The sequence below is a fragment of the Sphingobium sp. SG1 genome (assembly GCF_057063145.1).
Map to the genome: position 1 here is coordinate 16,083 of NZ_JBVVOJ010000022.1, position 13,335 is coordinate 29,417.

Here is a 13,335-nt window from a genome sequence, read left to right on the forward strand (position 1 = left end):
GGCCGGCGTGATGAACCCCCGGCATGCCTGCGTCAACCGCGGGAAAAGCCGATCAAATATCTTGCCACCCGACCCATGATGGGCGACAGACGGGCCATGCCGTCTCTCCGTCAAATTGGCGCCAGCTGCGCCGCCCTTGGCCTGTTCTTTGCGCCCTTGCCGAGCGCCGATGCCTTCGGCCCGCCGCCCCGGCCACAGGTGCTGCTGACGGCGGAGGCCCATCTTCTGGCCGAATTTGATCGCTTCGCGGCTTTATCGGACGGCACGGTCGGCGTCGCGGTGCAGGATCTGCAGACCGGCGAGATACAGTCGCGCAATGGCGACACGCTCTTTCCCATGGCCAGCGCCTACAAGGTCGCGGTCGCGGGCCGTATCCTCTCGCTGGTCGATGCCGGCAGCCTTAAGCTCGACGACCGGCTCGCGCTCGATCCCGCGCTGGCGAGCGAGGGCGGCATCGCCTGGATGTTCTCGCGCCCCGGCGCGACCCTGCCGGTCAGCCAGTTGCTCGACCTGATGCTGACGCGCAGCGACAATAATGCGACCGACGTGCTGGTCGCCCGCGCCGGCGGGCCGAAGGCGGTCAGCGATTTCGTCGCCGGCCTCGGCATCCATGGCCTGCGCGTCGACAGCGACACCGCGCATCTTCTCTACCGCGCCATGGGCATCAATCCCCAATCCGGCACCTTCCAGCAGAATGCCGGCGCCGCCCGCCGCGCCGATCCGATGATCCAGCGGCGCGACGTGCGCGACCTGCCGAACATGGACTTCATGCTCGATCCGCGCGACACGGCGACGCCGCTGGCGATGAACCAGCTGCTGGTCGCCTATGAATCGGGCAAGGCATTGAAGCCGGAAAGCACGCAACTGCTCTTCACCATCATGGGCCATTGCCAGACCGGCAAACTGCGCCTGTCGGGCATTTTGCCGCCCGGCACCCCGGTCGCGCACAAGACCGGGTCGCTCAACGGCGTCGGCAATGATGTCGGCATCATCGGCCTGCCCGATGGCCGCCGCTTCGCCATCACCGTCTTCGTGATGAAGGACAGCCGGGGCCATGTCTCGCGCGACCAGATCATGGCCCAGGCCGCCCGCGCGGCCTATGATTATTTCCTCTTTGCGCCCAAGCGGCGCGTGGCGCTTAACAAGTTGAACGTCCACGTATAAAAGATGGGGCATAACAGAGAGGATGCCCCTTATGACCCAGATCACCCGGTTCCGGGACTTCTGGCCCTATTATCTGCAGGAACATGCCCGGCCCGCGACGCGCGCCATGCATTATGCCGGGACCAGCCTGGTGGTCGGTATCGCGGCCACTGCGGCCATTACGGGTCGATGGTGGCTGGCCGCAGCCCTGCCGGTCGCCGGCTATGGCTTCGCCTGGGTCAGCCATATGCTGATCGAGCGCAATCGCCCGGCCACCTTCCGCTATCCACTCTGGTCGCTGCGCGCCGATTTCGTGATGCTTCAGCGCTTCCTGACCGGTCATATGCGCCGCGATCTGGTCCGTGCCGGCATCCGCGCCGACGGCACGGTCGATCCGCAGCGCCGCATTCGAGTGTGATCCACAGCACACCCGCTTGATTCCCGCCGCCGCTCTGTCACAAGAGGGGCGCGATGGGGCTCACCGCGACATTTTCCCTGCCGACCGACCGGTCGGCGCTGGCCGCCCGCTGGCAGGCGCTGGAGGCGCGCAGCGATGCGTCCTTCTTCCTGCGCTGGACCTGGGTGGGTGCCTGGCTCGACAGCTATGGCGTGCGTCCCGAACTGCTCGCCGTCACCGATGAAAGCGGACAGGATGTCGCGCTGGCGCTGGTCGGCCATGCGATGCGCCCGCGCCTGCTGGGGCCGGTTGCGACGCTCAGCCTCAACCAGTCGGGCGATCCGGCGATCGACCGGCCCTATGTCGAATATAATGGCCTGCTCGCCGCGCGCGGGCAGGAGGTGGCGGCCGTCGCTACCGCGATCGACGCCATCGCCCGGCGCCGTGACTGGCGCGTGCTGCGGCTGAGCGGTATCGCCCCGGATTCGCCGCTGCTGGGCCTGCCTGCTCGCCGCAAATTGCGGGTCGATGCCTCGCCCGTCTACCAGGTCGATCTCGATGCCGTGCGCGCCGCCGACGGCGACTATCTTTCGCTGCTCAGCAGCAATACGCGCAGCCAGATCCGCCGCGCGATGAAGGATCATGGCGGGCCGTTGCCCGATGTCGCCGTCGGCACGCTGGATGACATCGCCCCCTGGCTGGACGAGATGGCGGCGCTCAACATGGGGCGCCATGCCGACAATGCCTGGGACGATCAGGGGTTTCGCCAGTTCGTCGCGACCATCGCGGCGCGGGGCCTGCCCTCGGGCGCGGTCGAACTGCTGCGCTTTGCCGATGCCGGCGGCGCCGTCGGCCTGCTGGTCAATTTCGTGCAGGACGGGCAGGCGATGAACTATCAGTCCGCCTTCGCCCAGCCCCGCACCGCCAAGGACAAGCCGGGCCTGCTCTGTCACGCCGCGGCTGTCGGCCATTATGCCACGCGGGATTTCCGGCTCTATTCGCTGCTCGCCGGCAAGGATCGCTACAAGCAGAGCCTTTCCACCCGCGAAGAAGCGCTGGAATGGTGGCATGTCGAGCGTTTCAGCCCCCGGCTGGAGGCCGAGGCGCTGGCGCGCAGGATCCTTAAACGCCCAGCTTCCGCATGACCCGATAGACGAAGCGGCGAATGCCCTGTTGCTCGGGGCGTTCGCTTACCGCGCCGGTCGGCAGGCCGCGCTTGCGCAGCAATGCGTTGAAACTGTGCAGTTCGCCTTCCGCCACGCTGCGTTCGGACCGCCAGGTGATCGACAGGCTGATCGACACGGCCGGGCCATTTTCCACGAAATGCGGCGCCTTGACCGGCACGTGCACGGCCTCGCCGGGGCCGAGCGGGAAGGGGGTGCCACGCGCCTTGAACCCGTCCTGCCAGATCAGGTTGCGATGGCCGCCATTGTGGAATTCCTCGCTCTTGCGCGCCGGCACCAGTTCCTCGTCGCGCGCCGGGAACACGGTCATCACCTTCGTCCCCATGATCTGCAGCAGGATATTATGCTCCGGGTCCATGTGGAACGGGGTGACGCTGCCGGGGGAGGTCAGGAAGATGAAGGCCTCGCGGTGGAGCATCGGTCCGGTGCTGCGCGCGACGATCGGCTCCAGCTCCGCCAGCGCCGCGTCCAGCAACGCGCCATAGGCCGGGTCGCGCTCGACATTCTTCAGCACCGCCCAACTGCCATTGCTCTCGATCGTGCGGATCGTCTCGCCCAGGCTCAGCCCGTTGGACGGCGTATCCTCCGGCCGCACGCCCAGCGGCAGCTTGCCCAGATTATACTCGACCGCGCTCGCCGGCATCCGCTCGGCCAGCGTCGCCAGCGCATCCAGCGTCAGCAACTCATGCCCGACCAATTCGTGCGTCAGCTTGGTCGGCTGGTCGGGATAGGCGGCGGCAAAGGCGGCGCGCGCGCTGTCCGAAAAATGCGGCGCGTCGGTGGCCGGCGCCATCGGGCTATGCACGGTCATTCCTGTCCTTTCATGCGGCTGGCGATCCGTTCGACCCCGCCGGCCAATGCAAAGGCCGCTGCCCGGCGCAGGCGCGTCGCGCCCTTGCCCTGCAGGGCGATACGATATTGCACGATGCTGCGGCGTTCGGCCCACAGGCTGTCGATCATCGGATGATCGGCGGCGGCGCAACTGTCCATCCAACTGATCGCCGGATCATCCTGCACCGCGTGCAGATTGGCGATCTCGATCAGCACGCCGGGTGAAAAGCGGCCCATTTCCTCGTCAAAGGCGATCTTGAAGGAAAAGGCGCCGTCGCCATGGCGGAAATTGACCAGCATCGCAATCGCCCGGCCATCCAGGTCGATGCGCAGGAAATGCAGCCGACCCGTAGCAAAGGCGGCGGCGCAGGCGGCGCGGAAGAAGGCGATGTCATCCGGCCTGCTCGCCAGTGCGCTGCCCTCGCGGCCCTTCCACCCGGACGCCTCCAGCGCCAGGAAGTCGCCACACCAGCGCGGCAGGTCGGCGCCATCGTCCAACAATCGCTGCTCGACCGACCCCAGTTCCGCCAGTCGCTTCTGCAGGCGGCGGATTTCCTTGCGCTTCTTGGCGCGGACATGGGTTTCCCAATAGGCGTCGGCCGACAGGTCGGATCGCAGCATCGCCCGGTCATGGCGATGCACCTCGCGCCGGCCGCGCCCTTGTTCGACGCACAGTGCTTCCAGCGCGGCGGCATTGGCGCCGGCCGCGTCCAGCGCGCGCAGGTGCAGGAAATGCGGCGCCCATTCGGCCGCGTCCAACTGCGCCAGCAGGCTGCGCCACGCCGCCATCTCCCGGCCCCGCCGGATCAGCGGCGCGCCGAAGAAGCAATGGTCGTGCATCCAGTTGGCGACGCAGCCGATCGGCAAGCGGCCATGGCGCGCCTGCACCGTCACCGGCAACAGGCCGATCAACTCGCCATCCGCCTGCGCCTCGATCAAACGCACGTCACCACTGCCGGCCAGATGGTCGATCGCCGCTGCCAGCAGGTCGGGCGCGTAGAAGGCATTGGGTTCGGCCGCACCCTCCGCCAGCGCCGCCCAGCGCGCGCGCGGGTCCGTCAGCGGCAGGCTGTCGGATGCAAAGGGGGGAGATGGGTGCGCTGCCATGTCCATCGCCTCGCCTTAGCCGGGAAAGATTAGGGAATGCCTAAGTATTCCGCCGCATGGAAGCCTGTATCGAACGGCTTATGAGGGAAAGGGCTTTACATCGCGCGTCGGATTGTCTGTGAACCGCCATGGCTCTGGCGGCGACGCGCCTGTCGGCCCGATCAAGGAGGATGACGCTTTGACGATCCTGGTAACCGGCGCGGCCGGCTTCATCGGCATGGCGGTGGCCGACCGGCTGCTGGCCGATGGGCGCGCCGTGATCGGCATCGACAATCTCAACGACTATTATCAGGTCTCGCTCAAGCGCGACCGGATCGCGGCGCTCGAACAGCGCCATGGCAAGCTGTTCACCTTCGCCGAACTGGACTTTGCCGACATGCCGGCACTTCAGGCGCTGCTCGCCGATCATCCGATCGAGGCGATCGTCCATCTCGGCGCCCAGGCCGGCGTGCGCTATTCGTTGATCAACCCCCATGCCTATGTCCGCTCCAACCTTGCCGGCCATGTGAACATGCTCGAACTGGCGCGGGAACGGCGGGTGCGTCACCTGGTCTATGCCTCTTCCTCGTCCGTCTATGGCGGTAACGAGAGCTTGCCCTTCCGGGTCGAGGATCGCACCGATCATCCGGTTTCCCTCTATGCCGCGACCAAGCGGGCGGACGAGCTGATGAGCGAGACCTATGCCCATCTGTTCCGCGTGCCGATGACGGGGCTGCGCTTCTTCACCGTCTATGGTCCCTGGGGCCGGCCCGACATGGCGATGTGGATCTTCACCCAGAAGATCCTCGCCGGCGAACCGATCCCGGTCTTCAACCATGGCCGGATGCAGCGCGACTTCACCTATATCGACGATATCGTCGCCGGGGTGATCGGCTGCCTTGATTCCCCGCCGGGCGATGATGGCGCGCTCAAGGCGGGCGGCAGCCGGGCGCCGCATCGGCTCTACAATATCGGCAATAACCGGCCCGAGGAACTGATGCACCTGATCGCCGTGCTGGAGGAGGCTGTGGGGCGCAAGGCGCAGCTGGACTTCCAGCCGATGCAGCCGGGCGACGTGCCGGCGACCTTCGCCGACATCAGTGCGATCGCCCAGGATATCGGCTTTGCGCCTACCACCGGGATCGAGTCGGGCGTGCCCCGATTCGTCAACTGGTATCGCGACTATCATCGACTGTGAGTGTTGCGGCATATGTCGAGCTGTCGAAAAGTTCCTCGGCTTGTCGATAATTTAGCTCATTTCATCTTGTATTTTTGCCCCATTCCCCCTGCCTTCCGACTTCAGTGCCCCTTGCCGCACTTGCGAAATGGATTGCCATAAGTGCCTGAAACGGCGTAGACAGTTGCAGGGTGCTGATTGCAAAATCGGCCTGGGGTCGCGGAACAAGGGATGGACGCTGCGCTGGCAAGGCGCATCGACACCGCGGGCGTCAGCCGGAGCATGTCGGCGGCGATACGCGGAAAAAAGGGCAAGAAGCGTGTCGACAGTTTCGAAGATCGTTCCTTTCGGCTCGGGTGCGCATATTGTGGAGACGGCGTGCAGCAGTCTCGCCCTGGCAGCCAGGGGGCTCAATACACTCGAAGCCAAATTTTCCGACCGGGAATTTTCCGCCGCCTTCCTGCGGCTCGTCGGTATCATCATCAATGTCCGGGGACGGGTGATCGTCACCGGCATCGGCAAGAGCGGCATCGTCGCGCGCAAGATGACGGCGACGCTCACCTCCACCGGCACGCCGGCGCTGTTCCTGCATCCGGCCGATGCCGGCCATGGCGATCTGGGCATGGTGACGCCGGACGATGTCGTGTTGATGCTGTCTCATTCGGGTGAATCCACCGAACTCGGGCCGATCATCCATTATTGCAAGCGCTTCGGCGTCCCGCTGCTGGCGATGACGGCGCAGGCGCAGAGCACCGTGGCCGAGGCTGCCGATGTCTGCATGCTGATGCCGGCGGTGCGCGAAGCCTGCCCCAATATGCTGGCGCCCACCACTTCGACCACCTTGCAGATGGCCTTTGGTGACGCACTGGCGATGTCGCTGATGGAAATGCGCGGCTTCTCGGCTGACGATTTCTACAAATTCCACCCCAATGGCCGTCTTGGGGCGCAACTCGTCAAGGTGCGCGAACTGATGTCGGCGGGCAGCGACGTGCCGCGGGTGTGCGAGGATTCCTCGCTGCTCGACGCCACGATCGAGATGACCCGTGCGCGCCTTGGCGGCACGGCCATCGTCGACCAGCGTGGCCAGCTGATCGGCGCCTTCACCGATGGCGATCTGCGCCGGGCCGTGACCGGCAAGCAGAATCTGACCGATGCAGTCGGCCGTTTCATGACCGTGACGCCGCAGTCGATCGGTCCCGACGAACTGGCGTCGGAAGCGCTGCGCATCATGCACGATCGCAACATCACCCTGCTGTTCGTGTGCGAGGATGGCGATCTGGTCGGTGCGCTTCACATGCATGACCTGCTGCACGCCGGGGTCGCCTGACCATAGTGGTGGTCATTCCGGCGCGGGCAGGTTCGTCCCGCCTGCCGCGCAAGCCGCTGCGCCTCATTGCGGGGCGCAGTCTGCTGCATCGCACGATCGCCATGGCGCGCGCGGCGATCGGCGTGCGCGCCGGCGTGGCTCTGGTCGTCGCCACCGATGATGACGAGATTGCGGCCCATGCGCAGGCCGCCGGCTGCGACGCGGTGATGACCGACAGCGCGATCGCTACCGGCTCCGGCCGCGCGCTCGCTGCTGCCCGCGCGCAGGCCACCCAGCCCGACTTCGTCGTCAATCTCCAGGGGGATTCGCCCTTCCAGCCCGAGGGGGCACTGGGCGCGGTGATCGAGGCGCTGGATGCCGGCGCGCAGGTCGCGACCCCGGTGATCGGGCTCGACTGGGCCGCGCTCGATGCGCTGCGCGACCATAAGCAACGCTCGCCCTTCAGCGGCACGACCTGCGCGCGCGGTGCGGATGGCCGGGCGCTCTGGTTCTCCAAGACGATCATTCCCGCCATCCGCGACGAGAACAGGCTGCGCGCAGCCGGTCCCATATCCCCCGTCTGGCGCCATGTCGGCCTTTATGGCTATGCCCATGATGCGCTCGCCCGGTTCGAGGCATCGCCGCCCACGGCGCTCGAAAATCTGGAAGGGCTGGAGCAGTTGCGGCTGCTGGAACTGGGCATCGATATCATGACCGTCCCGGTCGATCCGCCTGTTTTCGACAGCAGCGGCATCGATACCGAGGCCGACATCCAGCGGGTCGAGGCGCTGATTGCCGCCCATGGAGACCCGACGCCGGCCCTGTCATGAGCCGGCGCATCTTCGTCATCCGCCACGGCAACACCTTCGCCTCTGGCGCCGATGCGCGCCGGGTCGGGGCCGGCACCGACATTCCGCTGGTCGACAGCGGCATGGCCCAGGCGCAGCGTCTCGCCAGCTATTTCGCGGCCCGGTCGCTGGGGCCCGTGCGCCTCTACAGCGGCCCGTTGCAGCGCGCGCGCCAGACCGCGGCGCCGATCGCGGCCGCGCTCGACCATCCGGTTGACGCCATCCTGCCCTGGCTCGACGAGATCGACCATGGCCCGGACGAGGGGCAGCCGGAGGCGACCGTTTTGGCGCGTCTTGGCGAAGCGGCGATCGCCGCCTGGGACCGGGACGGGATCGTGCCCGATGGCTGGACCGTCGACGCCCCTGCGCGCATCGCTGCCTGGCGCACCTGGTTCGCCGCTGAAGGGGAGGGGACGGAATTGCTGGTCACCAGCAACGGCGCCGCCCGCTTCGCCCTGCTGGCGCTGGGCCTCGCCCATGGCCAGCTCAAGCTGCGTACCGGGGCCTTTGGCGAACTGGTCGTCGATGCGCCGGGCCAGGTGCGGCTGCTGCGCTGGGACGAGCGCCCCTAGGGATTATTCCCGGCCGATCTCCGCAAAGCCCGCGATTGGCCGCCGCTCTTGATCGGGTCATTCTGTCCCCGCGCAGAATGTTCGAAAGGGGAAGGCGCTTGGCCATGCAGACGGGATATCATCGCAAGATCGCCTGGCTCGCGGGCCTGGTCGCCATGGCGCCGCTGCCGGCGATCGCGCAGGATGCGGGATCGCCGGCAGCGCCTGCCATCACCTCCGGCCCACCGCCGGCGGGCGGCAGCGACCAGGATCTGGCGCTGCAATTGTCCAACCCGGTCGCCTCGCTGATCAGCGTGCCGTTCCAGGAAAATCTCGACTTCGGCGCCGGGGATGATGGCATCAAGTCGACGCTCAACATCCAGCCGGTGGTGCCGATCAGCGTCGGCAAGGACTGGAACATGATCGTGCGCACCATCGTGCCGGTTGTCGCGCAGAATAGCTATCAGGGACCGGGCACGGATGCCTTCGGCCTTGGCGATATCACCCAGAGCTTCTTCTTCTCGCCCAAGGAGAATAAGGGCATCATCTGGGGCGTTGGCCCCGCCATCCTCTATCCCTCGGCAACCGGTCGCTATCTGGGCGGGGACAAGTGGGGCGCTGGCCCGACCGTCGTGCTGCTCAAGCAGATGGGCCAGAACACGGTCGGTTTCCTCGGCAACCATATCTGGTCGATCGCCGGCAAGGACGACCGTTCCGACGTCAGCGCCAGCTTCATGCAACCCTTCTTCAGCCACACCACGTCCCACGCCACCACCTATGGCATCAATGCCGAAGCCGCCTATGACTGGAAGGGCAAGGACTGGCTGATCCCGGTCAATCTCACCGTCACGCAACTGACCAAGGTCGGCGACCAGGCGGTGCAGGTGGGCCTTGGCGGCAAATATTATGCCGTCTCGCCCGACGGCGGCCCCGAATGGGGCATCCGCATGATCTTCACCCTGCTGTTCCCGAAGAAATAGCGGATTGCGCAGTCACGCAGCCGAAGGTCAGCGCCCCTGGAGCGGAGCAAGTAACATCCGGAGCCATGGGGCGACTACCCCGGATATCGGGCGGCTGCGACGCGATGCCAGCTAAATGGCCAGGAGGGGTGGGAAGTAGACATTCCTCCCCGTACCGGGGAGGGGGACCGCTCGCGTAGCGAGTGGTGGAGGGGCACAGGCCGGATAGCGCAGCACTAATAGGCACTTGCCCCTCCGTCAGCACTTCGCGCTGCCACCTCCCCGTTCCGGGGAGGAATGTCCACTCCTGGGTGGAAACAAGACATAGCCCCTCCCTTCCAGGGAGGGGTTGGGGTGGGTTGCGAGCGCAGCGAGCTTCTGCCCTATCGACCGTAGACCGCCGCTACGCGGCGCACCCACCCCCGACCCCTCCCTGGAAGGGAGGGGAGTAGGAAACGTCAGATTCTGGTCGTTAGCCGCCAAAGCCCGGCATCAATGACGCAAATCGACAGCCGTTGGACCGTCTGAAACGCGTCGCCCGGCCTGCGCGGCCCCCGGATCAGTTCTTGCGCTGCGGCACCGTGAAGGTGCCCGACACGCGGCCGCTGGGGCTGGTCGATGTGCCGGCGCCGCCGGTCGATCGGCCGTCGACCGTGGTGCGGCCGCTGTTGAGGTCCATCACCAGCCGTCCGCCGGTCAGGCGGTTGACGCCCTGGGTCAGCGAGACATTGCCGACCATGGTGATCAGCTTGGCATTGAGGTCATAGATGGCGACATTGCCGCGCGCGGTCTGGTCGGCCTTGGTGATGACGACATTGCCCGACGCGTCGATGCGCTGGATTTCGACGCCATTGCCGGTGTTCGCCGCGCCATTGGGCTGCTGCTTGTAGGCGACGGTCATGCGCGCCGCGTTCAGCGTCATGCCCGCCTGCGTCACTTCGACATTGCCCGATACCACCACCCGGTCGGCGCGGTCCTGCACCTCGATCCGGTCGGCGGTGAAGTTCACCGGCGCATTGCTGTCATGATTCTTGAACACCTGCGCATCGGCGCCGGCGTAGAGGAGGCCGGTCGCGCCCAGCGCAACGGTCGACAGCAGGATGAGGGTGCGTTTCATCACTTTTGCCCTTTGAGGCCATTTTGTTCGATGCGCAAGGTCGCCCGGCCGTTGAGCGTGACCGTGCGTGCATTCATGTCCGCTTCCAGATGGTCGCCGCTGAACGTGCCGATCGGGATGCGCCCGTCGACCCGGCCCGCGCTCTTCATCCGTCGCGTCTGCAAATCGATGCCGACGTCGCGGGTGACCAGGCGATATCCGCCGGCCGCCTCGAACTGGACCGGGCCGACGATCGCGACTCGCTCGGTCTCCATGTCGTAACGGCCCTTCTGCGCGTTCAGTACCGCCGGCCCTTCGGGCAGCAGGATGCGCGCGGCCATGTCGTTCAGGTCGACGATCGGCTCGCGTGAGCTTTTCTGCACGGCCGAACCGGCCCGCAGCGAGAAGGGCTGGCCCTTGCTGTCCTGCCCGCGATACAGCGCCTCGGACACGCGCATCCGCTCCTTCGCCACCTCGACCTTGTTCTTGTCGAGCACGAAGCTGACCTTGTCGCCGCCGGTGAAAGGGGCCATGGCCAGCAGGGCGGTCAGCACGCCGACCGCCACCGGCAGATAATTTTTGAGCAGGCGCACCAGCTTGTCATGGCTGCCACCCGGCCGGGCCCAATGGCGGCGGACGTTGCGCTGTTGCTCGGCCTGGATGGACATGTCTGCCTGCCGCCCTGTCGCTTACATGTGCGAGAAGATGTCGTTCTCGGGCCAGCCCGCCAGGTCCAGCGCCGCGCGATGGGGCAGGAAGTCGAAACAGGCCTGAGCCAGTTCCATCCGCCCTTCGCGGGTCAGGCGCTTGTCCAGTTCGGTCTTCAACTGGTGCAGGAAGCGCACGTCGGACGCGGCATAATCCTTCTGCGCGTCGGACAGGTTCGGGCCGCCCCAGTCGCTCGACTGCTGCTGCTTGCTGATGTCCTGGCCCAGCAGTTCGCGGACCAGCTCCTTCAGGCCGTGGCGGTCGGTATAGGTGCGCACCAGCTTCGACGCGATCTTGGTGCAATAGACGGGAGCTGCCACCACGCCCAGATAATGCTGGATCGCGGCGATATCGAATCGGCCGAAATGATAGATCTTGATCCGCTCCGGATCGGCCAGCACCGCCTTCAGGTTCGGCGCGGCATAATCGCTGCCGGGGTTGAAGCGGACCAGATGCTCATCGCCCTTGCCGTCGCTGATCTGGACGACGCACAGGCGATCGCGCGGGGTGATGAGCCCCATGGTTTCGGTATCGACGGCGACCGGGCCGGGGGCAAGGACGCCTTCGGGCAGATCTTCTTCATGGAAATGGACGGTCATGACTTTTCCCTCTATGGCGAAACGGGCCATATCGCAATCAAGGCTTTGGCAGATAGGGCCTGTAAATCGGCGCTGCGGGCGCTCTTTTTGCCCGATATGCGAAATCATTCGCGCTGCCCGGAAAACTTGATATAGTGATTCCCAAACCGCGACTTTGCGGTGGATTGTGCATGTCATTCGCCCGACATGTTTGTCCAATGTGTCTTGGGGCGAAGCGAAAGTGACTAACAGGGCATGAGTTTTGACAGAGGGCGCCGCGGCGGGCGCGGCAAGGACAAGCGCGACGGTTTCGGCGACGACAATTTCTACGACCAGGGCAGCGGCGGCGGCTTCGGCGGCGGTGGCTTTGGTGACCGCGGCGGCTTCGGTGGCGGCTTCGGCGGTGGTGATCGTGGTCGTGGTGGCTTCGGCGGTGGTGATCGCGGTGGCTTCGGCGGCGGCGGCGGTTTCGGCGGCGGTGGCCGCGGTGGCTTCGGCGGCGGCGGTGGCGGCTTTGGTGGCGGCGGCGGCGGTGGTCGCGGCATGCCGGCCCAGGTCGTTGGCGAAGGCAAGGGTGTCGTCAAGTTCTTCAACGGCCAGAAGGGTTTCGGCTTCATCGTTCGTGACGATGGCGGCGAAGACGTGTTCGTTCACATCAGCGCGGTCGAGCAGGCCGGCCTGACCGGTCTGGCCGAAGGTCAGCCGCTCGGCTTCACCCTGGTGGATCGTGGTGGCAAGGTGTCGGCGACCGATCTGGTCATCGACGGCGAACCGCTCCCCGTGACCGATCGTGCGCCGCCGCGTGAACCGCGCGAGCCCCGCGCCGGTGGTTTCGGTGGTGCAGAGCGTGGCCCGCAGCGTCAGCTGACCGGCGAACGCGCCAGCGGCACGGTCAAGTTCTTCAACGCCATGAAGGGCTTCGGCTTCATCCAGCGTGATGACGGCCAGCCGGACGCTTTCGTCCACATCAGCGCTGTCGAACGCGCCGGCATGGGCGCCCTGAACGAGGGTGACCGTCTGGACTTCGAACTGGAAGTCGATCGTCGCGGCAAGTACGCGGCTGTCAATCTCCAGTCCAAGGCCGACTGATCGGCCGTCGCCCGTTCGCCGTACGGGCGACGTGACAGGAATATCGAAGGGGGTCGCCTGCCCGGCGGCCCCTTTTTCGTTTCTGCCGTACATCCGGATCAGCCGGCGGATCTCCATATATCGTCAAAGCGATGCGCCGTGATGCGGTGCATGGATCGTGAATATCGACGGAAGTGTGCGATGATATTCATATCAAAAATGCCGTAAATTCGCCGCTTATGCGCAATTGATCAACATGTTGATCTGCATATTTTACTGATAATTATTGGCCAGTTCGATCAATTTGGCGAATTTGCCTGACCATTAGCCTAGGATCATAATCGTCCCGAATGGAATGAGCCTTGCGGCATTGTCGAAAAGGCCTGACCCGATGGGAGGATGA

The 13,335-nt window shown here is 65.7% G+C and carries 14 protein-coding genes; 9 read left to right on the forward strand and 5 right to left on the reverse strand.

Annotation, left to right across the window (positions count from 1 at the left end):
* Positions 1–96: 96 nt before the first annotated feature.
* From bla to AC0KVN_RS24675, 3 genes are read left to right on the forward strand one after another with little or no spacing between them, the layout of a single operon-like run.
* Positions 97–1,164: a class A beta-lactamase gene (gene bla / locus AC0KVN_RS24665; RefSeq protein ID WP_435568778.1), complete on the forward strand. Its 1,068-nt coding sequence runs from the start codon at positions 97–99 to the stop codon at positions 1,162–1,164.
* A 31-nt stretch (positions 1,165–1,195) separates the two neighbouring features.
* Positions 1,196–1,561 carry an Mpo1-like protein gene (locus AC0KVN_RS24670; RefSeq protein ID WP_048939352.1) on the forward strand — a complete coding sequence of 122 codons (366 nt, stop codon included), beginning with the start codon at positions 1,196–1,198 and terminating at the stop codon, positions 1,559–1,561.
* Positions 1,562–1,614: 53 nt separating this feature from the next.
* Complete coding sequence (locus AC0KVN_RS24675; RefSeq protein ID WP_435568777.1) at positions 1,615–2,685, forward strand: GNAT family N-acetyltransferase; 1,071 nt, start codon at positions 1,615–1,617, stop codon at positions 2,683–2,685.
* Here AC0KVN_RS24675 and AC0KVN_RS24680 read toward each other — a convergent pair.
* The gene (locus tag AC0KVN_RS24680) at positions 2,663–3,535 is read right to left on the reverse strand and encodes a transcriptional regulator (RefSeq protein WP_435568776.1); all 873 of its coding nucleotides are present in this window, start codon (positions 3,533–3,535) and stop codon (positions 2,663–2,665) included. The two genes, AC0KVN_RS24675 and AC0KVN_RS24680, sit on opposite strands and share 23 nt — an antisense overlap.
* Positions 3,532–4,668, reverse strand: coding sequence for a GNAT family N-acetyltransferase (locus AC0KVN_RS24685; RefSeq protein WP_435568775.1), 1,137 nt, complete (start codon positions 4,666–4,668; stop codon positions 3,532–3,534). Before AC0KVN_RS24685 ends, AC0KVN_RS24680 begins: the two co-directional genes overlap by 4 nt.
* A 172-nt stretch (positions 4,669–4,840) precedes the next feature.
* On the opposite strand from AC0KVN_RS24685, the gene AC0KVN_RS24690 reads away from it, so the two are divergent.
* The 5 genes from AC0KVN_RS24690 (at position 4,841) to AC0KVN_RS24710 (ending at position 9,503) form a co-directional block, all read left to right on the forward strand.
* Positions 4,841–5,839, forward strand: coding sequence for an NAD-dependent epimerase/dehydratase family protein (locus AC0KVN_RS24690; RefSeq protein WP_097385717.1), 999 nt, complete (start codon positions 4,841–4,843; stop codon positions 5,837–5,839).
* A 298-nt stretch (positions 5,840–6,137) separates the two neighbouring features.
* The gene (locus tag AC0KVN_RS24695; RefSeq protein WP_037507643.1) at positions 6,138–7,145 is read left to right on the forward strand and encodes a KpsF/GutQ family sugar-phosphate isomerase; all 1,008 of its coding nucleotides are present in this window, start codon (positions 6,138–6,140) and stop codon (positions 7,143–7,145) included.
* A gap of 8 nt (positions 7,146–7,153) precedes the next feature.
* Positions 7,154–7,954 carry a 3-deoxy-manno-octulosonate cytidylyltransferase gene (kdsB, locus tag AC0KVN_RS24700; RefSeq protein WP_435568794.1) on the forward strand — a complete coding sequence of 267 codons (801 nt, stop codon included), beginning with the start codon at positions 7,154–7,156 and terminating at the stop codon, positions 7,952–7,954.
* Positions 7,951–8,544: a histidine phosphatase family protein gene (locus AC0KVN_RS24705; RefSeq protein ID WP_435568774.1), complete on the forward strand. Its 594-nt coding sequence runs from the start codon at positions 7,951–7,953 to the stop codon at positions 8,542–8,544. The genes kdsB and AC0KVN_RS24705 overlap by 4 nt, the downstream gene beginning before the upstream one ends.
* Before the next feature lie 104 nt (positions 8,545–8,648).
* On the forward strand, positions 8,649–9,503 hold the full coding sequence (locus AC0KVN_RS24710; RefSeq protein WP_435568773.1) for a hypothetical protein: 855 nt from the start codon (positions 8,649–8,651) through the stop codon (positions 9,501–9,503).
* A gap of 538 nt (positions 9,504–10,041) precedes the next feature.
* On the opposite strand, the gene AC0KVN_RS24715 is transcribed toward AC0KVN_RS24710, so the two are convergent.
* From AC0KVN_RS24715 to AC0KVN_RS24725, 3 genes are read right to left on the reverse strand one after another with little or no spacing between them, the layout of a single operon-like run.
* On the reverse strand, positions 10,042–10,599 hold the full coding sequence (locus tag AC0KVN_RS24715; RefSeq protein ID WP_004208265.1) for an LptA/OstA family protein: 558 nt from the start codon (positions 10,597–10,599) through the stop codon (positions 10,042–10,044).
* A complete protein-coding gene (locus AC0KVN_RS24720; RefSeq protein WP_004208264.1) occupies positions 10,599–11,246 on the reverse strand; it encodes a hypothetical protein in 648 nt (215 codons plus the stop codon). The genes AC0KVN_RS24715 and AC0KVN_RS24720 overlap by 1 nt, the downstream gene beginning before the upstream one ends.
* A 21-nt stretch (positions 11,247–11,267) precedes the next feature.
* Positions 11,268–11,885 carry a ribonuclease D gene (locus AC0KVN_RS24725; RefSeq protein ID WP_435568772.1) on the reverse strand — a complete coding sequence of 206 codons (618 nt, stop codon included), beginning with the start codon at positions 11,883–11,885 and terminating at the stop codon, positions 11,268–11,270.
* A 234-nt stretch (positions 11,886–12,119) separates the two neighbouring features.
* On the opposite strand from AC0KVN_RS24725, the gene AC0KVN_RS24730 reads away from it, so the two are divergent.
* Complete coding sequence (locus AC0KVN_RS24730) at positions 12,120–12,953, forward strand: cold-shock protein (protein ID WP_097384332.1); 834 nt, start codon at positions 12,120–12,122, stop codon at positions 12,951–12,953.
* The last annotated feature ends 382 nt before the right edge of the window (positions 12,954–13,335 follow it).